The sequence below is a fragment of the Methylobacterium sp. NPDC097929 genome (genome assembly GCF_049543375.1).
Classification (GTDB): Bacteria; Pseudomonadota; Alphaproteobacteria; order Rhizobiales; family Beijerinckiaceae; genus Methylobacterium.
Genome location: NZ_JBMVEP010000001.1, coordinates 1565181 through 1587455 on the forward strand (window position 1 = coordinate 1565181; position 22275 = coordinate 1587455).

Genomic DNA, 22275 nt, shown 5'->3' on the forward strand with positions numbered 1-22275 from the left:
CCGCCCCGTTACGAGTTCGAAGGCGCCGCGACGGCTCGCGGCGCCTTTTTCGTGCGTCAGGCCGGGAGCGCCCGGGCGGCCGAGTCCGGCCGGGTCTCGCCGAGGCCGAGCAGGCCTGGAATCTCGGCCGGCGTGTCGGCGACCGCGACGCCCGCCGCCTCCAGCGCCCGGCGCTTGCCGTCGTAGCTGCCGAACGACCCCGACACGATCGCGCCGGCATGGCCCATCTTCTTGCCCGGCGGCGAGGCGCGCCCGGCGATGAAGGACACGACCGGCTTCGACATGCCGGCCGCGTAGTCGGCGGCAGCCTCCTCCATCGCCCCGCCGATCTCGCCGACGAGCACCACGGCGCGGGTGCGTGCATCCTCGTCGAGCGCCTGGAGGGCGTCGCGGGTCGTGGTGCCGATCATCGGATCGCCGCCGATCCCGAGGAAGGCCGACTGGCCGAGGCCGGCGCGGGTGAGGTTGAGGCAGATCAGCGTCCCGAGGCTGCCCGAGCGCGAGATCACGCCGACCTCGCCCGGCTGGAAGATGTTTCCGTTGTGCCCCGGCATGATGCCGACGAACCCCTCGCCGGGCGTGACGATCCCGGCGGTGTTCGGCCCGACGATGCGGGTGCCGTGCCGCGCCGCCGCGCGGTGGATCGCCATCACGTCGCGGGCCGGGATGTGCTCGGTCAGGATCACCACGGTGCGGGCGCCGGCTTCGATCGCATCGAGCGCCGCCTCGCGCGCCATGGCGGGCGGGATGAACATCACCGCCACGTCGAACGGGCTTTCGGCCATCGCCGCCTTGGCGGTCGCGTAGACCGGCACGCCGAGATGCCGCTCGCCCGCCCGCTTCGGGTTGACGCCGGCGACGACTTGCGTGCCGCACTCCATCATCTTCTGCGTCCAGAAGGTGCCCTGCTTGCCCGTGATGCCCTGGACGAGGACGCGGGCGGACTGACGATAGATGATCATCGGGCGGCTCCCCGGCTGGCCGTCGAGTGGGCGGCATCGACGGCGGCCTGGACCGCGTCCTCCATCAGGTCGAAGGGCTCGCAGCCGAGCCCTTCGCGCACGAGGCGCACGGCCTCGTCCTCCCCGGTCCCGTGGATCGAGAAGAACACCGGGATGTCCGGGTCGAGCCGCTTCCAGGCGGTGACGACGCCCTCGGCCATCACGTCGGTGCGGGCGAAGGCGCCGCAGAAGTTGACGACGAGGCTTTTGACGCCGGGATTGGACAGGACCAGTTTCAGCGCGGCCTCCGACTTGGTGTAGGCCTCGCCGCCGATCTCGAGGAAGTTCGCCGGGCGCCCGCCGCAATGGCTGATGACGTCCATGGTCGTCATCGTCAGCCCGGCGCCGTTGGCCAGCACGCCGACATCGCCGTCGAGCTGGATGAACTTGAGGCCGTGGGCGGCGCCCTCGCGCTCCAGCTCGGTCATCGGCTCCTCCGCCGCCGCGTCGGCGAGGTCGCCCTGGCGGAAGGCGGCGGCATCGTCGAGCGTCAGCTTGCAGTCGAGGGCGACGACGCGGCCGTCGGCCAGCACGGCGAGCGGGTTGATCTCGATCAGTTCCGCATCGATCCGGCCGCTCGCCTCATAAAGTGCCGCCAGGATGTCGGCGACCTGCGCCTCGGCGCCCCCGAGGTCGAGGCCCGACAGCAGCGCGCGGGCGGCCGCCCCGTCGAAGCCCCGGTCGGGATCGACGGCGTGGCGGCGCAAGGCGTCGGGCCGGGTCGCGGCGACCTCTTCGATGTCCATCCCGCCCTCCGTCGAGAACAGGACCAGAGGACAGCGGCTCGCAGTGTCGATCAGCACCGCGGCGTAGAACTCGCGGGCGATGGTCGCCTGCTCCTCCAGCAGAACCGCGCCGACCGCGTGGCCGTCGATGCTCATGCCGAGGATGCGCTCGGCGACGCTGCGCGCCTCTTCCGCCGAGTTGGCCGGCTTGATGCCGCCGGCCTTGCCGCGCTTGCCGGTCGGTACCTGGGCCTTGACCATGCAGGGGCCGAGTTCGGCGAAGGCGGCGACTGCCTCCTCCGGGTTCCGGCACAGCACCGCGCGGGGAACCGGGATGCCGGCGGGCGCGAGGACCCGCGCCTTGGCGACGTGCTCCAGAAAATTCATCGCGCAGCCTCCGCGTAGCCGATCCGCTTCCAGTGCGGCCCGAACAGCTCCGCCTCGCTCGGCTTGTCCTCGGGGATCGGCGTGACGAGGTGGGTGATGTTGAGCATGTGCCGGTAGCTCAGGTTCTCGGAGATCGAGTTCTTCTGCCAGGAGCCGCAGCCCATGCTGAGGGTGAAGCCGAGGCCGGAATTGAAGCCGCCGCCGTTGCCGAAGGTGTGGGCGAAGTTCACCAGCACCCGCACGACGTCGAGGTCTTCCGCCAACTCGCGGGCGCGGTCCATGTCGGTGGTGTGCAGGCCGCAGGAATGGCCCTTGCCCTGGTGTTCGAGGATTTCGCGCACCCGCTCCTTCGCCGCCGCGAAGTCGCTCGCCCGGTAGACGGTGAGCACGAGGGCGAGCTTCTCGCCCGAGAGCGGGTAGCCCTTGCCGACGCCCGCCTCCTCCACGAGGAAGAAGCTCTTGCCCTGCGCCTGGGGCGGCAGCTCGAAGGCTTGCGCCAGCACCGCGGCGTCGCGGGCGATGAGGTCGCGGTTGAGCTTGCCCTTGGCCCAGAGCCGCCCGATCACCCGCTCGCGCTCCTCCGGCGTGCAGAGATAGGCGCCGGCCCGCTCCAGCGCGGCGATCGCCTCGTCGTAGACCGCATCGACGATGACGACGGCGTTCTCCGAGGAGCAGGAGGTGGAATTGTCGAAGATCTTCGAGTCGCGGATGCGCTCGGCCGCCGCATCGAGGTCGGCGGTCTCGTCGATGATCACCGGCACGTTGCCGGCGCCGACGCCGATGGCCGGCGTCCCGCTCGAATAGGCGCGGCGGACATTGTCCTGCGAGCCCGTCACCACGATCAGGTCGCAGGCCTTCATCAGGCTTTCCGTCGAGTCCTTCGTCACCGGCGAGGGCAGGATCTGCACGAGGTCCGCGGGCAGCCCGATCTGCTCGAGTTCCGCGCGCATCAGATCGACGATGCGGGACGTGGTGCGGTAGCCGAGCGGCGACGGGGCGATGACGATGGCGTTGCGGCCCTTGACCGCCATCATCGCCTTGTTGACCGGGGTCGCGCCCGGATTGGTCGAGGGCGTCACCGCGCCGATCACCCCCATCGGCTTGGCGTATTTGACGAGGCCCTTCGCCTCGTCGCGCTCGATCACCCCGACCGACGGCGCGCGCAGCAGGTCGCGCAGGGTGCCGAAGGTCTTGCGCTGTTTTTTCCGGATCTTGTCGGCGACGTTGCCGAGGCCTGTGTCCTGCACGGCGAGTTCGGCGAGTTCGCGCGCGTGCTCTGGGTTGTAGAGCGACCACGCCAGCGCCCGGACGGCCGCGTCGGCGGTCTCCTGATCGACGTTGGCGAACGCCCTCTGTGCGGCGCGCGCCCGTTCCATGACGGCTTCGACGGAGGCCGGTTCCGGACGATCGACCGGTTCCGGCTCCTTGAGATTGACGACGGCCATCGCGGTGTCCTCTTGCGGCGATCGGAAGGGGAAGTTCGAAGGGGGTGGGGTCCCGCGCTCAGGCCTGCGGCCGGACCGCCGCCGGACCGGTCGCGACGGGCGGCGTTTCCTCGACATCGTCGAGGAACGGCTCGTCCGGCCGCATCCGCAGGGCGAGCACCGCGCCGAGCAGCAGCAGGCCGAGCGAGGCGACGAAGGGCAGGTCCCAACGTCCGGTCGCGTCGATGACGGCGCCGAACACGACGGGCGAGATCATCCCGGCCAGCCCGAAGCCGAAATTCATGAAGCCGGAGGCGGTGCCCGAATGCTGGGGCGCGATGTCCATCGGCACCGCCCAGATCGGCGCGACGATGAGTTCGGCGAAGAAGAAGGCCCCCGACAGGCACAGGGTGATCGTGACGAGCTCGGTCGCGAACAGCACCGGCAGCATGAACAGGAACGCGCCGAGGAAGCCGACCACGATCACGCTCACCCGCGCCTTCGAGACGCTGCCGGTCTTCTTGAGGATGCGGTCGCTGACGACCCCGCCGACGGTGTCGCCGACGACGCCGGCGAAGAACACGCCCGAGGCGAAGATCGCCGACTTCTTGATGTCGAGCTGGTACTGGTGGAGGAAGTAGGACGGGATCCAGTTGAGGAACAGCCACAGGGTCCAGCCGTAGCAGAAGTCGGTCATCGTCACCGGCAGCATGCGCTTGAGCAGGCGCCGCCACGGCACGGCCTTGCGCTCGCCCGCGATCTTCACCGTCGGCAGGACGGCGATCTCCTCCGGCGTCACGTGCCGATGGTCGCGCGGATCGTCCCGGAAGTACCAGAACCACAGCGCGACCCAGGCGAAGCTGATGAGGCCGACGATGACGAACGAGTCGCGCCAGGACAGGGCGACGATCAGCAGCGCGATCAGCGGCGGCGTCAGCGCGTTGCCGAGCCGCGCGAAGGCGTGGGTGATCCCCTGCGCGAAGCCGCGCCGGTCGGCCGCCATCCAGTTCGCCAGCGCCCGCGTCGCGGTCGGGAAGGCCGAGCCCTCGCCGACACCGAGGACGAAGCGGGCGATGACGAGCGAGACCGCCCCCTCGACGAAGCCGATCGCCACGGTGGCGGCCGACCAGATCGCGCCGCAGATCAGCAGCGTCTTGCGCGGTCCGAGCCGATCACCCAGCCAACCGCCGGCGATCTGGAAGAACGCGTAAGGATAGGCGAAGGCCGAGAAGGCGAGGCCGAGTTCGAAATTGCTGAGCCCGAGTTCCTTCTGCATCGCCGGCGCGGCGGTGCCGATGTTGACCCGGTCGATATAGGTGACCAAGTACATCAGGCAGATGATCAGAAGTACACGGTCGGTGGCTTTGAAGCGGACAAGCCTCGACATTCCGGCCCTCCTGCTGCCTTCGGGCAGCTGTCTTCGGCTCGGCGCATGGCACGATGCGCGGCCGAAGAAGCACCCTGGCATGCGTTGAGCGTTTCCCATCGCTGAGACGGTGGGTTGTCCAGGGTCGTCGATCGCCCTGAATCGTTGTCGATCCATCGTCTCGACCCGATCCTAGCGAGCACCGGAGGATCGGAAAAATTCATTGTCTGCATCCGAAGCATGCAGAATATTGATCGATATTTTTCCGGTTTGCACGCTTCCGCGCTTGCGCAGCGGCGTGGCGGGCGCAATGCCTGCATTATAGAGCTGATGTCGAGGAGGTCGGGCGCACCCGGCCGGCCGTGACCCACGAGATGCAGGGACGGGCGCTCGCCGATCCGCTTTTTCAGGAGGGCTGGCGTCACCACACCTCAAAGGTGGAGGGGGCGATGCTGTCTCGATCCGCGCACTCGCGGCAGGGCTCGCATGAAGCCATCGCCGTTGCGCTGCACAATGCTGGGACGTAGATCTGGTGCATCGCAGCAATCAGCGTCCGCCCATGCCCCCCGCCGAGCGCCTCCGCCAGTTCCTCCCCTTCGCCATGGCCGCCTCTCTCGCCGCCAGCGTGGCCCAGTTCCAGGCTGTCCAGCCGAGCCACGCCGCCCCGCGCGGCGTCTCGATCGAGACGCTGGTCGCCGGCCTCCAATGGCACATGCTCGAAATGGCCAGGAACGAGCAGGCCGAGATGGCGGTCGGCACGCCTGACCACTGATTGTTTTGGGACTTTGCTTCGGCGCCCGCCCGTAGGCCTCCATCCGCTCCCTCCGCCGTCATTGCGAGGCGGAGCCGAAGCAATCCAGCGCTCCGCATTGTCCGGAAAGGGCGCACGAGACCGCCTCGTCGGCTCGGTCTCGCCTTTTTTCGAAAACGTCGAGCCCTGGGTTGCTGCGGCTCCGCCTCGCAATGACGGCGTGAGGCGAACCTCGCGGCGATCAGCCGGAAACGGGATTTCCCGCCCTCATTTCTCCTCGTCCCGGAACCGGCTACGCACCGCGTGAGACCCGACGCTCTCGCATGCGTGATTGACACGGCGGGAAATCCTTCATCTAATCGAACATAACGTTCCGTTTTTTGAGACAATAGCACTCAAAGCCGGGAAAGAACTGAGGAAACGCAGTCGGCGAGGTACAGGCGATGACGGTCGCCCCCTACGACTTCATCATCGTCGGCGGCGGCACGGCGGGCTGCGTGCTCGCCGACCGGCTCTCGGCCTGCGGTCGTCACCGCGTGCTGATGCTGGAGGCGGGGCCCCGCGACCGCTCGCCCTGGATCCATCTTCCCATCGGCTACGGGAAGACGATGTTCCACAAGACGCTCAACTGGGGCTTCTACACCGAGCCCGAGCCGACCATGGGGGATCGGCGCATCTACTGGCCGCGCGGCCGAACGCTCGGCGGCTCCTCCTCGATCAACGGCCTGATCTTCGTGCGCGGGCAGCGCGAGGATTACGACCACTGGGCCGCGCTCGGTAACGAGGGCTGGTCGTGGCGGGACGTGCTGCCCTACTTCATCCGCTCCGAGCACAACACCAAGGGCGCAGGACCCGCCCACGGCGCCGACGGGCCGCTCTGGTGCTCCGATATCGGGCGGCGCCACGAGCTGATCGAGGTGATCATCGCGGGCGCGGGCGAACTCGGCGTGCCGCGCACCGATGACTTCAACACCGGCGACCAAGAGGGCGCCGGCTATTACCAGCTCTTCACCCGCAACGGCCGGCGCTGCAGCACCGCGGTCGCCTACCTGCGCCCGGCGCACGGACGCCCGAACCTGCATGTCGAGACCGATGCGCAAGCCGCCGGCCTGATCTTGGAGGGGCGCCGCGTCGTCGGCGTCCGCTATCGGCGGGGCGGACGGATGCGGGAGGCGCGCGCGGGCGCCGAGGTGATCCTCGCGGCCGGCGCGTTGCAGAGCCCGCAACTGCTGATGCTGTCGGGCATCGGGCCGGAGGAGGAACTGGCCCGCCACGGTATCCCGGTCGCGCACGCCCTGCCCGGCGTCGGCGCCAATCTTCAGGACCATCTCCAGATCCGGCTGATGTACCGGGTCGCCAAGCCCATCACCACCAACGACGACCTGCGCTCTCTGTGGGGCAAGGCGCGCATCGGCCTGCAATGGCTGCTCACCCGCAGCGGGCCGCTGGCGGTCGGGATCAACCAGGGCGGCCTGTTCACCCGCGTGATGCCCGGCCCCGGAACGCCGGACGTGCAGTTCCACTTCGCCACGCTCTCGGCCGACATGGCCGGGGCTAAGCCCCATCCCTGGTCCGGCTGCACCTTCTCGGTCTGCCAGTTGCGGCCGGAATCGCGCGGCAGCGTCACGCTGCGCAGCGCCGACCCGTTCGCGGCCCCGGTGATGCGGGCGAACTACCTCGCGACCGAGACCGACCGGCGTTGCACCGTCGAGGGCATCAAGTTCGCCCGGCGCCTCGCCGCGACCGCCCCGTTGCGCGATCTCCTCACCGAGGAGGTGAAGCCGGGCGCGGACACGCAAGGCGATGCGGCGCTCCTCGCCTTCGCCCGCGCGTCCGGCGCCACGATCTTCCATCCCGCAGGCACCTGCCGGATGGGCACCGACCCGCTCGCCGTCACCGACGCGCGGCTTCGCGTCCACGGCGTCGGAGGCCTGCGCGTCGTCGATTGCTCGATCATGCCGACGCTCGTCTCCGGCAACACCAGCGCGCCCGTGGTGATGATCGCCGAAAAAGCCTCCGAGATGATCCTGTCCGACGCGCGCGCCGGATCGACCCCGGTCCCCGCCGCCGCGCCGGGATTGGAGACACTCTCCGAGGCGGCGCGCGAGGGGAGCCCGGCATGACGACGAGCGAGACGCATCCCAAAGGCGGTCTCGGCCGCGTCGTCACCGCCGCGCTGATCGGCGCGACGATCGAATGGTACGATTTCTTCCTCTACGGCGTCGTCGCCGGCATCGTTCTGAACAAGCTCTACTTCCCCGCCGACGATCCCCTCGTCTCGACGCTGCTGGCCTATGCGACCTTCGCGGTCGGCTTCGTCGCCCGGCCGCTCGGCGGCGTGATCTTCGGGCATTTCGGCGACCGGGTCGGCCGCAAGAGCATGCTCGTCATCACGCTGATGCTGATGGGGGTCGCGACCTTCCTGATCGGCCTCGTGCCGACCTACGCGCAGATCGGCGTGGCGGCGCCCGTGCTGCTCCTCCTCCTGCGCATCGTCCAGGGCATCGGGCTCGGCGGCGAGTGGGGCGGGGCCGTGCTGATGGCCTTCGAGTACGCCCCGCCGGACAAGCGCGGCCTCTATGCCAGCATCCCGCAGATCGGGCTGGCGCTCGGGCTCTGCATGGCCTCGGGCGTCGTCGCGGGTCTCTCCTGGGGGCTCTCGGACGAGCAGTTCCTGATCTGGGGCTGGCGCCTCGCCTTCCTCCTGAGCGCGGCGCTCGTCGCCGTCGGCGCCTATATCCGCCTCAACGTGATGGAGACGCCGGAATTCTCCCGGGTGAAGGAGACCAACCGCGAGGCGGCGATCCCCTTCGTCTCGATGATCCGCGACTTTCCCGGCAACGTGATCGCCGGCATGGGCGCGCGCACCATCGACGGGGTGTTCTTCAACGTCTTCGCGGTGTTCTCGATCGGCTACCTCACCGGCACCGTGAAGATGCCGCGCACGGAAGCGCTGCTCGGCGTCACGGCTGCCGCCCTCCTGCTCTGCCTCACGATTCCGCTGGCCGGCTGGCTGTCCGACCGGCTCGGGCGCACCCGCGTCTATGCCTGGGGCTCGCTGCTGACCGGCTTCTCGGCTTTCCCGGCCTTCTGGGTGTTCCTCAACAGCGGCGGCGACACCGCGGCGATCTGGCTCGCGCTGATCGTGCCGTTCGGCATCCTCTACGCCTCGGTCTACGGGCCGGAGGCGGCTCTGTTCTCGGAGCTGTTTCCAGCGCGGGTGCGCTACACCGGTATCTCCTTCGTCTATCAATTCTCCGGAATCTTCGCGAGCGGCCTGACCCCGATCGTCGCCACTGCACTGCTGCAATATTCGGGCGCGGACCGGCCGTGGCTGGTCTGCGCCTATTGCGCTTTCGCCGGCCTCGTCAGCGCGGCCTCCGCGATCTGGATCGGCCGCCGGGCACGGGCGGCGGCGGGTCTCCCGGCCCAGCCCTTGCCTACCGCGTCGATGCGAAGGACATTCCGCGATGTGGGCTCAACGTAGAAAATCACTCTATTTTTCGCATGCGCGGCAGATAAAATTTGCCATGGAGGCGATGTGAGGGCGACACCGAGATTGGGTGTCGAGGACCGAGGATGCTGCAGAAAAACCGCCTGATGAAGCCGCCCGAGTCCCACTCCCCGGTCTCTCGAATCCGGGAACTGGCGCCGGGCATCGCGCTCTGCGTCGCGGTCACGCTGGTCTCGATCGGGCTGCAGCATCTCGAGGAGGGGGCGTTCGAGCACCCCTATATCGAGGCGCTGGTGATCGCGATCCTGCTCGGCATGGCGATCCGCACCGCCTGGACGCCGAGCCCGCTCTGGCGCTCCGGCATCGCCTTCAGCGCCAAGCAGCTTCTCGAAGTCGCCGTGATGCTGCTCGGCGCCTCGATCAGCTTCGCGGCGATCCTCGCCTCCGGGCCGGTGCTGCTCGCGGCGATCGTCGCGACCGTGGTGGTGACGATCGCCGCGAGCTTCGCCATCAGCCGCCTGCTCGGGCTCGCCATGCGGATCTCGATCCTGATCGCCTGCGGCAACGCGATCTGCGGCAACTCGGCCATCGCGGCGGTCGCGCCCGTCATCGGCGCCAGCAGCGACGACGTCGCCTCCTCCATCTCCTTCACGGCGATCCTCGGCGTGCTGATGGTGCTCGGCCTGCCGCTGCTGATCCCACTTTTGGATCTCGGCGCCGGCCAGTACGGGATTCTTGCCGGCCTCACCGTCTACGCGGTGCCGCAGGTGCTCGCCGCCACCGTTCCGGCCGGGCTCGCGGCGACCCAGATCGGCACGCTGGTCAAGCTCGTGCGCGTGCTGATGCTCGGCCCCGTCGTCGTCGGCCTCTCGCTCTTGGCGCCCCGGCTCAGCGACGCCGCACCTCAGGCGGCCCCGCGCCGGTTCGATCCGTTCAAGCTGGTGCCGTGGTTCATCGTCGGCTTCCTCGTGCTGGCCGCGTGCCGCTCGCTCGGCCTCGTGCCCGACCTCGTGGTCGGCCCGATCACGCGGGTCGCCGGCCTCCTCACCGTGGTCTCGATGGCCGCCCTCGGGCTCGGCGTCGATGTCCGGGTGATCGGCCGCGTCGGCGGGCGCGTCACCGCCGCGGTGACGCTCTCCCTCGTGCTCTTGCTGCTGATCAGCCTCGGGCTGATCCACGCGCTTCGGCTCGGCTGAAGCCTCGGAAAATCAAGACGGCAGGCCCGACACGAAGTCTGCCCGAGGGCGTAGGCCAAAACCAAGGCGATCGCGAAATAAATGGCGGCGACCGACTGATCTCTGGCGAGAGCGAAGTACCATCGGGGCCGCGGGCGCCGCGGCGTCCGTCCGAGCGGCAGGAGGAGACGATGCGCGACGAAGCGGAACCGGGCGCGAACGGACGGACGGCGCGCTCGCGGCGGCAGATCCTGGCAGCGGGGACCGCCCTCGTCGGCGGCAGCCTCGCCGGAAGGGCGATGGCCGCCGGGACCGGAGGCGAGGACACGCCGCCCCAAGGACCGCTCCAAGGACCGCCCCATGTGCCGCGCTGGATGAAGGAGCCGGGCGCCGATGTCGGCAGCCAGCCCTACGGCCAGCCCTCGCCCTACGAGAAGGATGTCATCCGCAACATTCCGAAGGGCGGCAAGCAATACACCTCGTCGGCCAGCCGCACGCCGTTGCAGGACCTCGACGGCATCATCACCCCGAACGGCCTGTTCTACGAGCGCCATCACGGCGGCATCCCGGCGATCGATCCGTCCGCGCACCGGCTGATGATCCACGGCTTGGTCGAGCGCCCCCTGCTGCTGACCATGGACGAGCTGCGGCGGTTTCCCAGCGAGTCGCACATCTACTTCCTCGAATGCTCCGGCAATCCCGGCTTCGAGGCGATCAAGCAGGGCAGGACGGCCTCCGACCTCGTCGGCCTCGCCAGTTGCTGCGAATGGACCGGCGTGCGGCTCAAGACGATCCTCGACGAGGTCGGCGTGAAGCCCGAGGCGCGCTGGGTCGTCGCGGAAGGGGCCGACGCCGCCGCGCTCACCCGCAGCGTCCCGCTCGAAAAGTGCCTGGACGACGCACTCCTCGTCTTCAGCCAGAATGGCGAGCGGCTGCGCCCGCAGCAGGGCTATCCGTTGCGCCTGCTGCTGCCCGGCTTCGAGGGCAACATGAGCGTGAAGTGGCTGCGCCGCCTCAACGTCGTGGCCGAGCCCGCCTATTCCCGCGAGGAGACGGCCAAATACACCGACTCGATGCCCGACGGCACGGCGCGCCAGTTCACCTTCGTGATGGAGGCGAAATCGATCATCACCCGCCCCTCCGGCACGCAGCGGATCGCCAAGGGCTTCAACGAGATCACCGGGCTCGCCTGGAGCGGGCGCGGGCGCATTACCGGGGTCGAGGTGTCGGTCGATGGCGGCGCCACCTGGCGGGCGGCCCGGCTGCAGGAGCCGGTGCTGAACCGGGCCTTCACCCGTTTCCGCCTGCCCTGGACCTGGGACGGGCAGCCGGCGACGATCCTCAGCCGCGCCATCGACGAGACCGGCTACATCCAGCCGAGCTTCGCCGACCTGACCGCGGTCCGTGGGCTGAAGTCGTTCTACCACAACAACGCGGTCGTCCCCTGGCGGATCGCCGCCGACGGGGAGGTGTCGAATGGCTCCGTCTAGGCTTCTCCGTCTCCTGCCGCTGCCCCTGGCGCTGCTCGCATCCTCGGCGCAAGCCGAGGGCCGCTTCGGCTTCGGGCGGGCGCCGAGTCCGGAGGAGATCGCGGGCTGGAACATCGACATCGACCGCGACGGCCGCAAGCTGCCGCCCGGTCGTGGCAGCGTCGCGGAAGGAAAGGCACTGTTCGAGGCGCAATGCGCCGGATGCCACGGCGCGAAGGGGGAGGGCGGCATCGGCGACCGGCTGGCCGGCGGCCAGGGTTCGCTGGCGACGCCGAAACCGCTCAAGACGGTCGGCAGCTTCTGGCCCTACGCGCCGACGCTCTACGACTACATCCACCGCGCCATGCCGATGAACGCGCCGCAATCGCTCAAGCCCGACGAGGTCTACGCCCTCGTCGCCTACGTGCTCAACCTGAACGGCCTCGTGCCCGACGACGCGGTGATGGATGCCGCCACGCTTCCCAAGGTGACGATGCCCAACCGCGACGGGTTTGTGCCCGACCCCAGGCCCGACGCCCGCTGAAGAGGGCGCGGCGCGAGAAGCGCCGCGCCTCAAGCCTCAGGCCACGCGCTGCGGGCGCATGTCGGCGCGATCGATGCCGGCGACGACGACCGGCTTCTTCATCGCGTCGCGGCGGAAGGGCTCGCCGAGTTCCTGGTTCAGCATCACCTCGATGAAGGTCGTGACGCCCTCGGTCTGCGCCTCGCCCGCCTGCTGGATCGCTTCCGTGAGCGCCCGCTGGGTCTCGACCCGCACGCCGCGGAAGCCGCACCCCTCGGCGATCTTGGCGTAGCTGAGCTTGGTGTCGAGTTCGGTGCCGACGAAGTTGTTGTCGTACCAGAGGATCGAGTTGCGCTTCTCGGCCCCCCACTGAAAGTTGCGGAAGATCACCATGGTGATCGCCGGCCACTCGTCACGGCCGATCGAGGTCATCTCGTTCATCGAGATGCCGAAGGCGCCGTCGCCCGCGAAACCGAAGACCGGCACGTCCGGGCAGCCGATCTTGGCGCCGATGATCGCCGGGAAGCCGTAGCCGCAGGGGCCGAACATGCCCGGCGCGAGGTATCGCCGGCCCTGGTCGAAGGTCGGGTAGGCGTTGCCGATGGCGCAGTTGTTGCCGATGTCGGTCGAGAGGATCGCGTTCGCGGGCAGGCCCGCCTGGATCGCCCGCCACGCTTGGCGCGGCGACATCTTCTCGCTCTCGCGCTCGCGCGCCTCGACGTTCCAGCGCGTGCCCTCGTCGTCGTCCTCGTGGTCGAGCGAGGTGAGCGCCTGGGCCCAGGCGGATTTCGTGCGGTGGATCACCGCTTTCCGCTCCTCGCGGCCGGCATCGCCGGCCTCCGGCGTCAGCTGGTGCAGCAATTCCTGTGCGACGTGCTTGGCGTCGCCGCAGATGCCCACCGAGATCGGCTTGGTCAGGCCGATCCGGTCGGGGTTGATGTCGACCTGGATGATCTTGGCGTCTTTGGGCCAGTAATCGATGCCGTAGCCCGGCAGGGTGGAGAACGGGTTGAGGCGGGTGCCGAGTGCCAGCACCACGTCGGCCTTGGCGATCAGCTCCATCGCCGCCTTCGAGCCGTTGTAGCCGAGCGGCCCGACGGCCAGCGGATGCGAGCCGGGGAAGGAATCGTTGTGCTGGTAGCCGCAGGCCACCGGCGCATCGAGCCGCTCGGCCAGCGCGACGGATTCCTGGATCGCGTCGCCGATGACGACGCCCGCACCGTTGAGGATGACCGGGAACTTGGCCTTCGACAGCAGCGCCGCGGCCTCACTGATCGCTTGGCGCCCGCCGGTCGGCCGCTCCAGCCGGACGATCTGCGGCAGCGCGATGTCGACCTGATGCGTCCAGAAATCGCGGGGCACGTTGATCTGCGCCGGCGCGCAGCCGCGCCACGCCTTCTCGATCACCCGGTTGAGCACCTCGGCGACGCGGCTCGGGTCGCGCACCTCCTCCTGGTAGCAGACCATGTCCTCGAACAGGGCCATCTGCTCGACCTCTTGGAAGCCGCCCTGGCCGATCGTCTTGTTGGCCGCCTGCGGCGTCACCAGCAGCATCGGCGTGTGGTTCCAGTAGGCGGTCTTGATCGCCGTGACGAAGCCGGTCACGCCCGGCCCGTTCTGGGCGACCGCCATCGCCATCTTGCCGGTCACCCGCGAATAGCCGTCGGCGATCAGAGCCGCGTTGCTCTCGTGCGCGCAGTCCCAGAAGGTGATGCCGGCCTTGGGAAACAAGTCGGAGACCGGCATCATCGCCGAGCCGATGATGCCGAAGGCGTGCTCGATGCCGTGCATCTGAAGGACTTTGATGAAGGCCTCCTCGGTCGTCATCCTCATGGCGCGCTCTCCCACCCTGGTTCTGCTGGTTCGTTGCGATCGGCCGCTCGTCGGCGCGGGCGGACCCACGTCCGCCGCATCCTCGCTTCAGCGAAACCTAATGCCTCGCCGCGCCTCGGTGCAACAAAAATCTCGTTTTTTAGCTTCTAACATTCAGGAAATCGGAATATGAAGTCGATCACAATGGACGACGCCGCCGAATCCTCACCCGCCCTCAAGGCGTTCAGCCTGCTGGAGATCGTCGCCGGGATGGATCACCCGCCGACGCTGGCGGAGCTGACGGACGCCGCCGGCCTGCCGAAACCCACGCTGCACCGCTGGCTCAGCATGCTGGAGGGGGCCGACCTGCTGCGGCGGATGCCCGACGGGCGCCGCTACGAGCTGGCCGCGCGCGCGACCGCGCTCGCCTTCGCGATCCTGTCGAACAATTCCGGCTCGACTCAGCGCCACCAGATCCTCGAACGCGTGGTCCGCAGCTTAGGCGAATCCTGCAACCTCACGGTGCTGGAGGGCAGCGAGGTGATGTATCTCGACCGCGTCGAGGCCGCCGCCCCCCTGCGGGTCGCCTTCCAGAAGGGCTCGCGGGTGCCTGCCCACGCCTCGGCCAGCGGCAAGCTTTTTCTGGCGATGATGCCGCCGGCCAAGCGCGACCGGCTGATCGGCACGCTGACGCTGGAGCGCCACACCGCCAACACGCTCGCCGACGCGGAGGCCTTGCGGACCGAACTCGGCCGCATCCGCCGCGACGGCTACGCCTTCGACGACGAGGAATTCCTGTCCGGCCTGTTCTGCGTCGCGGTGCCGATCTTCGACCGTACGGGCCGCGACTGCATCGCCGCCCTCGCGCTCCAGGCGCCGGTGGTGCGGGTGTCCCGCACGAACGCCGCCGAGCGCCTGCCGACCCTGCGCGAGGCCGCCGAGGCCCTGGCCGTCACGCTGCGATGAGCATCGGCCCGAAAGGTGGAAGCCGGCTTTCGGGAAAAGCCGATGCTCCACCGCCCGAAGGGCACTGAGAGAGGGGAATCGCCCATGACACGCTCGAACGACACCATCCTCGTGCTGAACGCCGGCTCGTCGAGCGTGAAGTTCGCGCTGTTTTCGGCCGAGACGCTGCAGCCGCTCTGCCGCGGCGGCATCGAGGGCATCGGCAGCCGGGCGCGGTTCGGGGGCGCCGCGGGCGCGCAGGCGCACCTGTTCGACGGGGCCCTGCCGGAGGCGAGCGACCACGCCGCGGCCACGCACTGGCTGCTCGATCGCATCCGCCGCGCCGACGGCCTCCGCTTGAGCGCGGCCGGCCACCGCGTCGTCCATGGCGGCCCGGATTTCGCGGCCCCGGTGACCATCGACGAGGCCGTGATGACGGCCCTCGACGCCCTGATCCCGCTGGCCCCGGCGCACCAGCCGCACAACCTCGCGGCGATCCGCGCCGTGAAGAACGCGTGGCCGGACCTGCCGCAGGTCGCCTGCTTCGACACGGCGTTCCACCGCACGATGCCGCGACTCGCCCAGATCTTCGCGATCCCGCACGCGCTGACCGAGCAGGGCCTCGTTCGCTACGGCTTCCACGGCCTGTCGTACCAGCACATCGCCGACGTTCTGCCGGGGATCGCGGGCGAGCGCGCCAAAGGCCGGGTCATCGTCGCCCATCTCGGCCACGGGGCGAGCCTGTGCGCCCTACTCGAGGGGCGCAGCCTCGCCACCACCATGGGCTTCACCGCGCTCGACGGCCTGATGATGGGCATGCGCTGCGGCGCGATCGATGCCGGCCTCGTGCTCCACCTGATCGAGCAACGCGGCATGGCGCCCGCGGAGGTGTCCGAGATGCTGAACCGGCGCTCGGGCCTGCTCGGCGTCTCCGGCCTCAGCAACGACGCCCGCACGCTGCTGGCGAGCGACGACCCCCGCGCGGCGGAAGCGCTCGACCTGTTCGCCTACCGCGTGGTGCGCGAGGCCGGCTCGATGATGGCGGCGCTCGGCGGCCTCGACGCCTTCGTCTTCACCGCCGGCATCGGCGAGCGCTCGGCCCGCATCCGCTCGGCCATCGCCGAGGGCCTGGCCTGGACCGGCCTGCGCATCGACGCGGCGCGCAACGCGGCCAACGAGACCCGGATCAGCAGCGACGATGCGGCGGTCCCGGTCTACGTCGTTCCGGCGGACGAGGAATTGCCGATCGCCCGCGCCGTGCTGTCGCGAGTGCCGCCGGTTTGAGAGCCGGTTCGACCTGCCTCTTCGAGACCGACCGGTGTGATGCTGCGATGATCCCAATCCTCACCCTCATCCTGAGGTGCTGAGCGTCAGCTCAGCCTCGAAGGAGGGCTCCAGGGATCGCTGAGACTTCTGGAGTCCTCCTTCGAGGCTGCTGCGCAGCACCTCAGGATGAGGGGATTTGTTGGGATAAGCCGGTCAAACAGGCTCGGAGACTACTCCTTCCCGCCCGTCACGGTCTGCACATACAGCGCGACGGCTTTGACCTGTTCCTCGGTCAGGTCCTCGAAGGCCGGCATCACGCCGATCCCGTTGGTCACGGCGGTCGCGACGCGGCTCGCGCTCGGCTTGAGCGTATCGAGAGCGGGCCCCACTTCCCCCCTGGTGCCGGCATCGGCGAGTGTGTGGCAGGCGCCGCAGCGCGGCTCGGCCAACTCGGTGAAGACGCGCTTGCCGAGTTCGAGCTGGGCCGGGTCCGCCGCGGCAGGGGTCGCCAGGAACGCGAGCAGCACCGCAGCGAGGGGCCATCGAACGCTCATCGCGGTCTCCCGGAGAGGGTCATCGGCACCGCCCGACATCAAGCCGCCTCGAACGGGACGGCGGGCCCGCGCCAGCCGTTGTAGCTGTAGCCGCCGCCGTTCGGCGGCGTGTCCTCGGGCTGGACGGTGCCCAGCGCGTCGGTCGCCCGGCTGGCCAGGAGGTGGCGCCCGGCGGGCAGGTCCATCCGCAGGGCGAAGAGCCGCCACGCGTAGCGCCCGAGATCGGGACCGACGAGCGGCGCCTCGACCCAGGTCGTCCCGCCGTCGGCGCTCACCTCGACACGCGCCACCGCGTTCATGCCGCCGAAGGCCACGCCCGTGACGACCGTCGATCCGCCGGGGCCCGCCCCCAGAGGTGCCGTGATCCACGAGCGCACCGGCTGCTCCCAGATCGAGGGCTGGCCGGGGGCGCCCTTCTCGCCGACCCCGTGCATCCGGTAGCTCGTGGCCTGGATCTTGGCCTCCGTCTCCCGCTCGGTGAGCGCGACGGCCTTCACGTACTTGACGTTGTTCACGCCCGAGTAGCCCGGAACGATCATGCGCAGCGGGCCGCCATGGGCGAGCGGGATCGGCTCCCCGTTCAGCTCCCAGGCGAGCAGCACCGTGTCGAGGGTGGAGAGCGGCACCGAGCGCTCGACCATCACGTCCTTGGGCTTGAGGCCAGCGGGCAATTCCTCGCCCCCCGTGCCGGTGACGAACGCCGCCCCCGGCACGGGACCGCCCAGGGCATCGACGACGGCCCGGAGCGGCACGCCGGTCCAGATCACGCAGCCCGCCGCACCCACCGTCCAGGGCGTTCCGGAAATCTTCTGACCCGGCTGGAGGGCGTCCTGCATGTATTTCCGGCCGTTGCCCGAGCATTGCAGCACGGTCGCCACGCTCGCCAGACCCATCCGCTTCAGTTCACCCAGCGTCAGCGTCCGCGGCTGCGTCACGCCCGCGATCTCGATGCGCCACGCATCGCGGTCGGCGACGATGGCGTCGGAGGGAGGATTGACGTTGTTGCGGATGAAGAGGCGCTCGGTGGGTGTGACGATCCCGCTGCCGATCCAGGCGCGCTTGGTCTCGAGCGTCTGATTGGAGTGGACGACGAAGGCGTCCGCGTCCTTCCAGGCGACGTAGCCGGGCAAGGCCTTCGCCGCGGGCTGAACGCCCCCATCGGCCGGGGTCTGGGCGGAAGCCGGGCCGGCGAGCCCGAACGCGGCGGCGGTGCCGCCGACCAGAAAATGGCGTCGTTGCAGGGCGGACAGATCCGTCGTCATGGAACCACTCCTCTTCCGGGCCGGTCGATCGTGAACGGAAAACAGTTCGGGATGCGCGTCCTCAACGGGCCGCCGGCTTCAGCGCGCCCGAGGCCTCGGCCCGGCGTTCGCGCAGCATGCCGACGAGGGGAAGCGCCATGGTCAGCAGGGCGAGCGCCATGATCGTCCCGGAGATCGGCCTCGTGAAGAACACGGTCCAATCGTTCGCGTAGCTGATCATCGCGTTCATGAACGATTCCTCGGCGAGCGGCCCGAGGATGACGCCGAGCACCAGCGGCGCGATCGGGAACTTGAGGCGCTCGAACAGGTATCCGAGCACGCCGAACCCGAGCATCAGCCACAGATCGACCGTGTTGCTGCGGATCGCCAGCGCCCCGACGAAGCAGAACAGCATCACGAAGGCCGAGACGATCGCCTCGGGAAAGTCGAGGATCGCTACGAGCGGCCGGATCGCGAAGTACCCCAGCACGCACATCACGGCGATGCCGATGAAGATCGAGGCGAAGATGGTGTAGACCATGGCCGAGGACGTCACCATGATCTGCGGCCCCGGCTGGATGCCGTGCAGCATGAAGGCGCCGAGGATGACGGCGGTCGCGCCGCTTCCGGGAATCCCGAGGGCGAGCAGTGGGATCAATCCGCCGCCGACGGAGGCCGTCGCGGCGCTCTGCGGCGCGACGATCCCCTCGGGGATGCCTGAGCCCATCTCCCTTCGGCGGCGGCCGAACTGCGATTCGACCCCGTAGCAGACGAACGAGGCGATGGTCGCGCCCGCGCCCGGGATGATGCCGATCACGTGTCCGAGCAGCGTCGAGCGCAGGAACATGCCCTTGAGGCGGACCATCTCCCCCAGCGACGGCAGCTGCGTCCGCGCGTTGGCGACCTTGTCGAGGGGCTTGCTGGAGAAGCCGTATTCGAGCCGCGACAGCACCTCGCCGACGCCGTAGGCGCCGACCATGACCACGAGGAACTCGATGCCGTCCGCGAGAATCGGCTGGTCGAAGGTGAAGCGGTAGGCCCCGTAGGTCGCATCCGTCCCGACCGAGGCGATGAGCAGGCCGAGGCACAGGCTGATCAGGGCATTGGCGAGCGATCCCTTGCCGAGGGCGATCACGCTCATCAGGCCGAACAGCAGGATCGCGAAGTATTCCGGAGAGGAGAATTGCAGCGCGAAGCTCGCCACGGGCTTCGTCAGCAGCACCATGGCGACCGCCGAGAGCATGCCGCCGCCGAAGGCCGCGACCAGCGTCCAGCCGAGCGCGCGGGCCGGCTCGCCCTTTCGCGCCATCGCGTAGCCGTCCCACAGCAGCGGCACGTGGATCGGCTCGCCGGGGATTCGGAACAGGATCGAGGTGAAGGCGCCGCCGTAGGTGCCCGACACGTACATCGCGCTGAGCAGCACGATCGCGTTGGTCACGTCCATCTTGTAGGTGAAGGGCAGGAAGAGGACGACGCCCATGACGAGCGTCAGCCCCGGCAACACGCCGACGAGAAGGCCGACCACGATGCCGGCAACGAGCATCAGCAGCGTGACGGGGTGGAGGCAGGCGAGGAAGCCCGCGCCGAGTTGGGTGAGGATGTCCCACATGGTCCGCCTCCCGTCCGCTCAGAAGCCGGAGATGAGATCGATGACGCGGTCGAAGGGCGGCGCCCCCCGGGGCAGCGACACGTAGACGACCTTCGTCAGGAGCACCGTGACGAGCGCGACGCCGAGAAGGCTCGAGACCCAGACCGCGAGATGCCGGCGCGATCCGCCGAGATACATGAACGCGACGAGGAACAGGGCGGTCGCGAGCGGGAAGCCGATCGTGTTCAGAACGAGGCCGTAGGCGAGGGTGAGCGCGATGCCGAGCCCGAGCAGGATCGGGCGGCGCGGGCCGGTCTCCTCTTCCTCCTCCTGGCCGCCCGTGATCGCCGCCCCGATGCCGCGGGCGGCCGCGCCGCCGGTGGTGAGAACGGTGGCGATCCGGACGAGGCAGAGCAGGCCCATGAGGCCGATCGCGACCCGCGGCCAGAAGTCCGGCCCGAGCGTGCCCGGCCGCTCCTGATAGTCGATGCGCCCGGCCACGCCCCAGAGCCAGATCGTGACGGCCAGCAGCAGGATGTAGGGGATCGCGGGCGCGATGCGTGCGCCCCATCCGTTCGCGCGCCCGGCGCTCTCGCTCGCCATCTCAGGATGCCTGCTTGATGGCGGCCTTCATGTCGTCGAGCTGCCTGCGGACGAAATCGCCCGCCTGCGCGGCCGGGAGGAAGCTGGCCTCGTCCGCGAACTGCTCCTTGAGGAACGCCTTGTACGCGTCGCTCCCGGCGACCTTGGCGAGCGTGGCCGACAGCGTCTCGACGCGATCCTGCGGGGTTCCGGCGCGGACCACGAGCGAGCGGAACTGCGGAAGCGCGATGTCGAAGCCGGCTTCCGTCGAGCACGGTATGTCGGGGAAAGCCGGGAACCGCTGCCGGCCGAACACCAGGAGAGGCCGCATCTGCCGGCCCGCGAGGAAGGTCCCGACGTCGCCGGCCTGCTCGTAGAGCGCATCCGCGTGCCCGCCGAGGATCGAGACGTAGCGCTCGCCCGGCTTGGCGAACGGCACCGGATTGACCTTGACGCCCTTGGCGCCGAGGAATTTCAGGGTGAAGTCGTCGACGCTGCCGAAGCCCAGGGTCGCGACCTTGAGCGTGCCCGGCTTCGTTTGGGCCTCCTGCGCGAACTCGGCCCAGGTCTTGAAGCGGCTGTCCTGTCCGACGAAGAGGAAGGACGGCGCCTGGATCAGCACCGCGGCCGGGACGATGTCCTCGATCTTCCAGCGCGCCCCCGTCCCGGCCAGCAGCGCGTGCGAGTCGGCGATGTAGATCGCCGCCGTCTGGCCGTCGGCGGGGTTGGCGAGCAGCTTGGCCATGCCGGTCGCGCCCGTGCCGCCGGGGACGTTCACCACCGGGAGGCCCTGGCCGAGCATCGGCTCGGCGAGCTGCGCGATCTTGCGGGCGAGCTGGTCGGCGCCGCCGCCCGGCCCCCAGGGAACGACGAGTTCGATCGGGCGGCTCGGATAGGTCTGCGCGAAGGCCCTGCCCGCCGCCGTCGCCGCGACCGCGGCGGCGCCGCAGCCGAGGACGTTCCGTCTCGTCCAACCCATGGCGCTTCTCCCGTTGCGCGGGTCTCTGCCGGTTTGTCCCGATCCGTCGCCGCGTCACCGGAGCGCAGATTAACGACGACAGGACCGGCAATAAAGTTCATAGTGTGCATTCCGTACATGAAATAAATTGATCGACATGAGCGACCTCGACCTCGCGCTCCTGCGGACCTTCGTGGCGATCGTGGATACCGGCGGGGTGACCTCGGCGGGCCGCGCGGTCGGACGCACCCAATCGGCGGTCACCCATCAGATCGGCCGCCTGGAAGCGCAGCTCGGCCGTCCGGTGTTCGGCCCCGACCGGCGCCGGATCACCCTGACGGCGGACGGCGAGATCCTGCTCGAATACGCCCGCGCCATGCTGCGCCTGTCCGAGGAGGCGCGGGCGCGTTTCGCCGTGCCCGGCGTCGCCGGGCGGGTGACGCTGGGCACGCCCGACCTCTACGCCGCCTACCTGCTGCCCGAGGTGCTTGGCCGCTTCTCGCGCGCCTATCCGGAGATCGAGATCCAGTTGCATTGCCGCCGGAGCGTGTACCTGCACGCCGAACTGATGCGCGACAAACTGGACATCGCGATCCTGACCGAGCAGCCGGATCTGCATCGCGGCGAGGCCGTGCGCACGGAACCGCTCTCCTGGGTCGCGGGGCGCGGTGGTCGGCCGGAGACCGACGACCCGATTCCGCTGGCCGTGCTGCCCGCCGGCAGCGTCTATCGCCAGCGCGGGCTCGAAGCGCTCGGCGCGGCCGGGCGCCGCTGGACGATCCGCTCGGTCAGCGACACGATCGCGGGGCTGCAAGCCGCGGTGTTCGCGCGGCTCGCCGTCTCAGTGTTTCCGCATTGCGCGATGTCGGGCGGCATGCGCCGGCTCGGCGAGGAGGACGGCATGCCGAGGCTGCCGAACATCGACCTCGTGCTGGTGCGCCGCCCGACCGGAATCTCGGATGCCGCCGAGCACCTCGCGCATTACATCTCGCGCGAGTTGCGGACGGCGGCGCCGTTCCGTCCGGTGCGCGATATCTGACGGGCCAAGGTAGAG

General features: G+C 69.4%; 19 protein-coding genes. 9 read left to right on the top strand and 10 right to left on the bottom strand.

Going from position 1 to position 22275, the window contains the following annotated elements; all coding sequences use genetic code 11:
- Positions 1 to 56: 56 nt before the first annotated feature.
- Genes sucD through ACPCJR_RS07410 form a run of 4 tightly spaced genes read right to left on the bottom strand, consistent with a single transcriptional unit; the run spans position 57 to position 4924 of the window.
- Complete coding sequence (gene sucD / locus ACPCJR_RS07395) at positions 57 to 962, bottom strand: succinate--CoA ligase subunit alpha (protein WP_391511342.1); 906 nt, start codon at positions 960 to 962, stop codon at positions 57 to 59.
- A complete protein-coding gene (locus tag ACPCJR_RS07400; RefSeq protein ID WP_391511341.1) occupies positions 959 to 2113 on the bottom strand; it encodes a succinate--CoA ligase subunit beta in 1155 nt (384 codons plus the stop codon). The genes sucD and ACPCJR_RS07400 overlap by 4 nt, the downstream gene beginning before the upstream one ends.
- The gene (gene sauS, locus ACPCJR_RS07405; protein ID WP_391511340.1) at positions 2110 to 3558 is read right to left on the bottom strand and encodes an acylating sulfoacetaldehyde dehydrogenase; all 1449 of its coding nucleotides are present in this window, start codon (positions 3556 to 3558) and stop codon (positions 2110 to 2112) included. Before sauS ends, ACPCJR_RS07400 begins: the two co-directional genes overlap by 4 nt.
- Positions 3559 to 3616: 58 nt before the next feature.
- Positions 3617 to 4924 carry an MFS transporter gene (locus tag ACPCJR_RS07410; protein WP_391511339.1) on the bottom strand — a complete coding sequence of 436 codons (1308 nt, stop codon included), beginning with the start codon at positions 4922 to 4924 and terminating at the stop codon, positions 3617 to 3619.
- A 511-nt stretch (positions 4925 to 5435) separates the two neighbouring features.
- On the opposite strand from ACPCJR_RS07410, the gene ACPCJR_RS07415 reads away from it, so the two are divergent.
- From ACPCJR_RS07415 to ACPCJR_RS07440, 6 genes are all read left to right on the top strand, one after another.
- Positions 5436 to 5675 (top strand): hypothetical protein, encoded by a 240-nt coding sequence (locus ACPCJR_RS07415; RefSeq protein ID WP_391511338.1) that lies wholly within the window; start codon positions 5436 to 5438, stop codon positions 5673 to 5675.
- A 422-nt stretch (positions 5676 to 6097) separates the two neighbouring features.
- Positions 6098 to 7777 (top strand): GMC family oxidoreductase, encoded by a 1680-nt coding sequence (locus ACPCJR_RS07420; RefSeq protein ID WP_391511337.1) that lies wholly within the window; start codon positions 6098 to 6100, stop codon positions 7775 to 7777.
- The gene (locus ACPCJR_RS07425; RefSeq protein ID WP_391511336.1) at positions 7774 to 9141 is read left to right on the top strand and encodes an MFS transporter; all 1368 of its coding nucleotides are present in this window, start codon (positions 7774 to 7776) and stop codon (positions 9139 to 9141) included. Before ACPCJR_RS07420 ends, ACPCJR_RS07425 begins: the two co-directional genes overlap by 4 nt.
- A gap of 95 nt (positions 9142 to 9236) precedes the next feature.
- Positions 9237 to 10304 carry a YeiH family protein gene (locus ACPCJR_RS07430; RefSeq protein ID WP_391511649.1) on the top strand — a complete coding sequence of 356 codons (1068 nt, stop codon included), beginning with the start codon at positions 9237 to 9239 and terminating at the stop codon, positions 10302 to 10304.
- Between the two features lie 170 nt (positions 10305 to 10474).
- Positions 10475 to 11773: a sulfite dehydrogenase gene (gene soxC / locus ACPCJR_RS07435; protein WP_391511335.1), complete on the top strand. Its 1299-nt coding sequence runs from the start codon at positions 10475 to 10477 to the stop codon at positions 11771 to 11773.
- Entirely contained in the window at positions 11760 to 12296 is a 537-nt protein-coding gene (locus ACPCJR_RS07440; RefSeq protein WP_391511334.1) for a c-type cytochrome, read from the top strand. Before soxC ends, ACPCJR_RS07440 begins: the two co-directional genes overlap by 14 nt.
- A gap of 36 nt (positions 12297 to 12332) precedes the next feature.
- Here the strand turns inward: ACPCJR_RS07440 and xsc are convergent, their stop codons facing one another.
- Positions 12333 to 14108 carry a sulfoacetaldehyde acetyltransferase gene (xsc, locus tag ACPCJR_RS07445; RefSeq protein WP_391511333.1) on the bottom strand — a complete coding sequence of 592 codons (1776 nt, stop codon included), beginning with the start codon at positions 14106 to 14108 and terminating at the stop codon, positions 12333 to 12335.
- Positions 14109 to 14276: 168 nt separating this feature from the next.
- On the opposite strand from xsc, the gene ACPCJR_RS07450 reads away from it, so the two are divergent.
- Together ACPCJR_RS07450 and ACPCJR_RS07455 are read left to right on the top strand one after the other, a co-directional pair.
- On the top strand, positions 14277 to 15053 hold the full coding sequence (locus ACPCJR_RS07450; protein WP_391511332.1) for an IclR family transcriptional regulator: 777 nt from the start codon (positions 14277 to 14279) through the stop codon (positions 15051 to 15053).
- An 84-nt stretch (positions 15054 to 15137) separates the two neighbouring features.
- Complete coding sequence (locus tag ACPCJR_RS07455) at positions 15138 to 16316, top strand: acetate/propionate family kinase (protein ID WP_391511331.1); 1179 nt, start codon at positions 15138 to 15140, stop codon at positions 16314 to 16316.
- Between the two features lie 212 nt (positions 16317 to 16528).
- Here ACPCJR_RS07455 and ACPCJR_RS07460 read toward each other — a convergent pair whose 3' ends face one another.
- From ACPCJR_RS07460 to ACPCJR_RS07480, 5 genes are all read right to left on the bottom strand, one after another.
- A complete protein-coding gene (locus ACPCJR_RS07460; protein ID WP_391511330.1) occupies positions 16529 to 16852 on the bottom strand; it encodes a c-type cytochrome in 324 nt (107 codons plus the stop codon).
- 38 nt (positions 16853 to 16890) lie between these two features.
- Positions 16891 to 18114, bottom strand: a complete 1224-nt coding sequence (locus ACPCJR_RS07465) for a sulfite oxidase (RefSeq protein ID WP_391511329.1) — start codon at positions 18112 to 18114, stop codon at positions 16891 to 16893.
- A 61-nt stretch (positions 18115 to 18175) separates the two neighbouring features.
- Positions 18176 to 19702 carry a tripartite tricarboxylate transporter permease gene (locus ACPCJR_RS07470; RefSeq protein WP_391511328.1) on the bottom strand — a complete coding sequence of 509 codons (1527 nt, stop codon included), beginning with the start codon at positions 19700 to 19702 and terminating at the stop codon, positions 18176 to 18178.
- Positions 19703 to 19720: 18 nt separating this feature from the next.
- Positions 19721 to 20284, bottom strand: a complete 564-nt coding sequence (locus ACPCJR_RS07475) for a tripartite tricarboxylate transporter TctB family protein (protein WP_391511327.1) — start codon at positions 20282 to 20284, stop codon at positions 19721 to 19723.
- Position 20285: 1 nt separating this feature from the next.
- The gene (locus ACPCJR_RS07480; RefSeq protein WP_391511326.1) at positions 20286 to 21242 is read right to left on the bottom strand and encodes a tripartite tricarboxylate transporter substrate binding protein; all 957 of its coding nucleotides are present in this window, start codon (positions 21240 to 21242) and stop codon (positions 20286 to 20288) included.
- A gap of 136 nt (positions 21243 to 21378) precedes the next feature.
- Between ACPCJR_RS07480 and ACPCJR_RS07485 the strand changes: the two genes are divergently transcribed.
- Complete coding sequence (locus ACPCJR_RS07485; protein WP_391511325.1) at positions 21379 to 22260, top strand: LysR substrate-binding domain-containing protein; 882 nt, start codon at positions 21379 to 21381, stop codon at positions 22258 to 22260.
- Positions 22261 to 22275 lie beyond the last annotated feature (15 nt).

What these genes read in the sequence shown, in the direction of transcription:
- sucD (WP_391511342.1), bottom strand. Translation starts at nt 962, where the DNA reads ATGATCATCTATCGTCAGTCCGCCCGCGTCCTCGTCCAGGGCATCACG.
- ACPCJR_RS07400 (WP_391511341.1), bottom strand. Translation starts at nt 2,113, where the DNA reads ATGAATTTTCTGGAGCACGTCGCCAAGGCGCGGGTCCTCGCGCCCGCC.
- sauS (WP_391511340.1), bottom strand. Translation starts at nt 3,558, where the DNA reads ATGGCCGTCGTCAATCTCAAGGAGCCGGAACCGGTCGATCGTCCGGAA.
- ACPCJR_RS07410 (WP_391511339.1), bottom strand. Translation starts at nt 4,924, where the DNA reads ATGTCGAGGCTTGTCCGCTTCAAAGCCACCGACCGTGTACTTCTGATC.
- ACPCJR_RS07420 (WP_391511337.1), top strand. Translation starts at nt 6,098, where the DNA reads ATGACGGTCGCCCCCTACGACTTCATCATCGTCGGCGGCGGCACGGCG.
- ACPCJR_RS07425 (WP_391511336.1), top strand. Translation starts at nt 7,774, where the DNA reads ATGACGACGAGCGAGACGCATCCCAAAGGCGGTCTCGGCCGCGTCGTC.
- soxC (WP_391511335.1), top strand. Translation starts at nt 10,475, where the DNA reads ATGCGCGACGAAGCGGAACCGGGCGCGAACGGACGGACGGCGCGCTCG.
- ACPCJR_RS07440 (WP_391511334.1), top strand. Translation starts at nt 11,760, where the DNA reads ATGGCTCCGTCTAGGCTTCTCCGTCTCCTGCCGCTGCCCCTGGCGCTG.
- xsc (WP_391511333.1), bottom strand. Translation starts at nt 14,108, where the DNA reads ATGAGGATGACGACCGAGGAGGCCTTCATCAAAGTCCTTCAGATGCAC.
- ACPCJR_RS07450 (WP_391511332.1), top strand. Translation starts at nt 14,277, where the DNA reads ATGAAGTCGATCACAATGGACGACGCCGCCGAATCCTCACCCGCCCTC.
- ACPCJR_RS07455 (WP_391511331.1), top strand. Translation starts at nt 15,138, where the DNA reads ATGACACGCTCGAACGACACCATCCTCGTGCTGAACGCCGGCTCGTCG.
- ACPCJR_RS07460 (WP_391511330.1), bottom strand. Translation starts at nt 16,852, where the DNA reads ATGAGCGTTCGATGGCCCCTCGCTGCGGTGCTGCTCGCGTTCCTGGCG.
- ACPCJR_RS07465 (WP_391511329.1), bottom strand. Translation starts at nt 18,114, where the DNA reads ATGACGACGGATCTGTCCGCCCTGCAACGACGCCATTTTCTGGTCGGC.
- ACPCJR_RS07470 (WP_391511328.1), bottom strand. Translation starts at nt 19,702, where the DNA reads ATGTGGGACATCCTCACCCAACTCGGCGCGGGCTTCCTCGCCTGCCTC.
- ACPCJR_RS07475 (WP_391511327.1), bottom strand. Translation starts at nt 20,284, where the DNA reads ATGGCGAGCGAGAGCGCCGGGCGCGCGAACGGATGGGGCGCACGCATC.
- ACPCJR_RS07480 (WP_391511326.1), bottom strand. Translation starts at nt 21,242, where the DNA reads ATGGGTTGGACGAGACGGAACGTCCTCGGCTGCGGCGCCGCCGCGGTC.
- ACPCJR_RS07485 (WP_391511325.1), top strand. Translation starts at nt 21,379, where the DNA reads ATGAGCGACCTCGACCTCGCGCTCCTGCGGACCTTCGTGGCGATCGTG.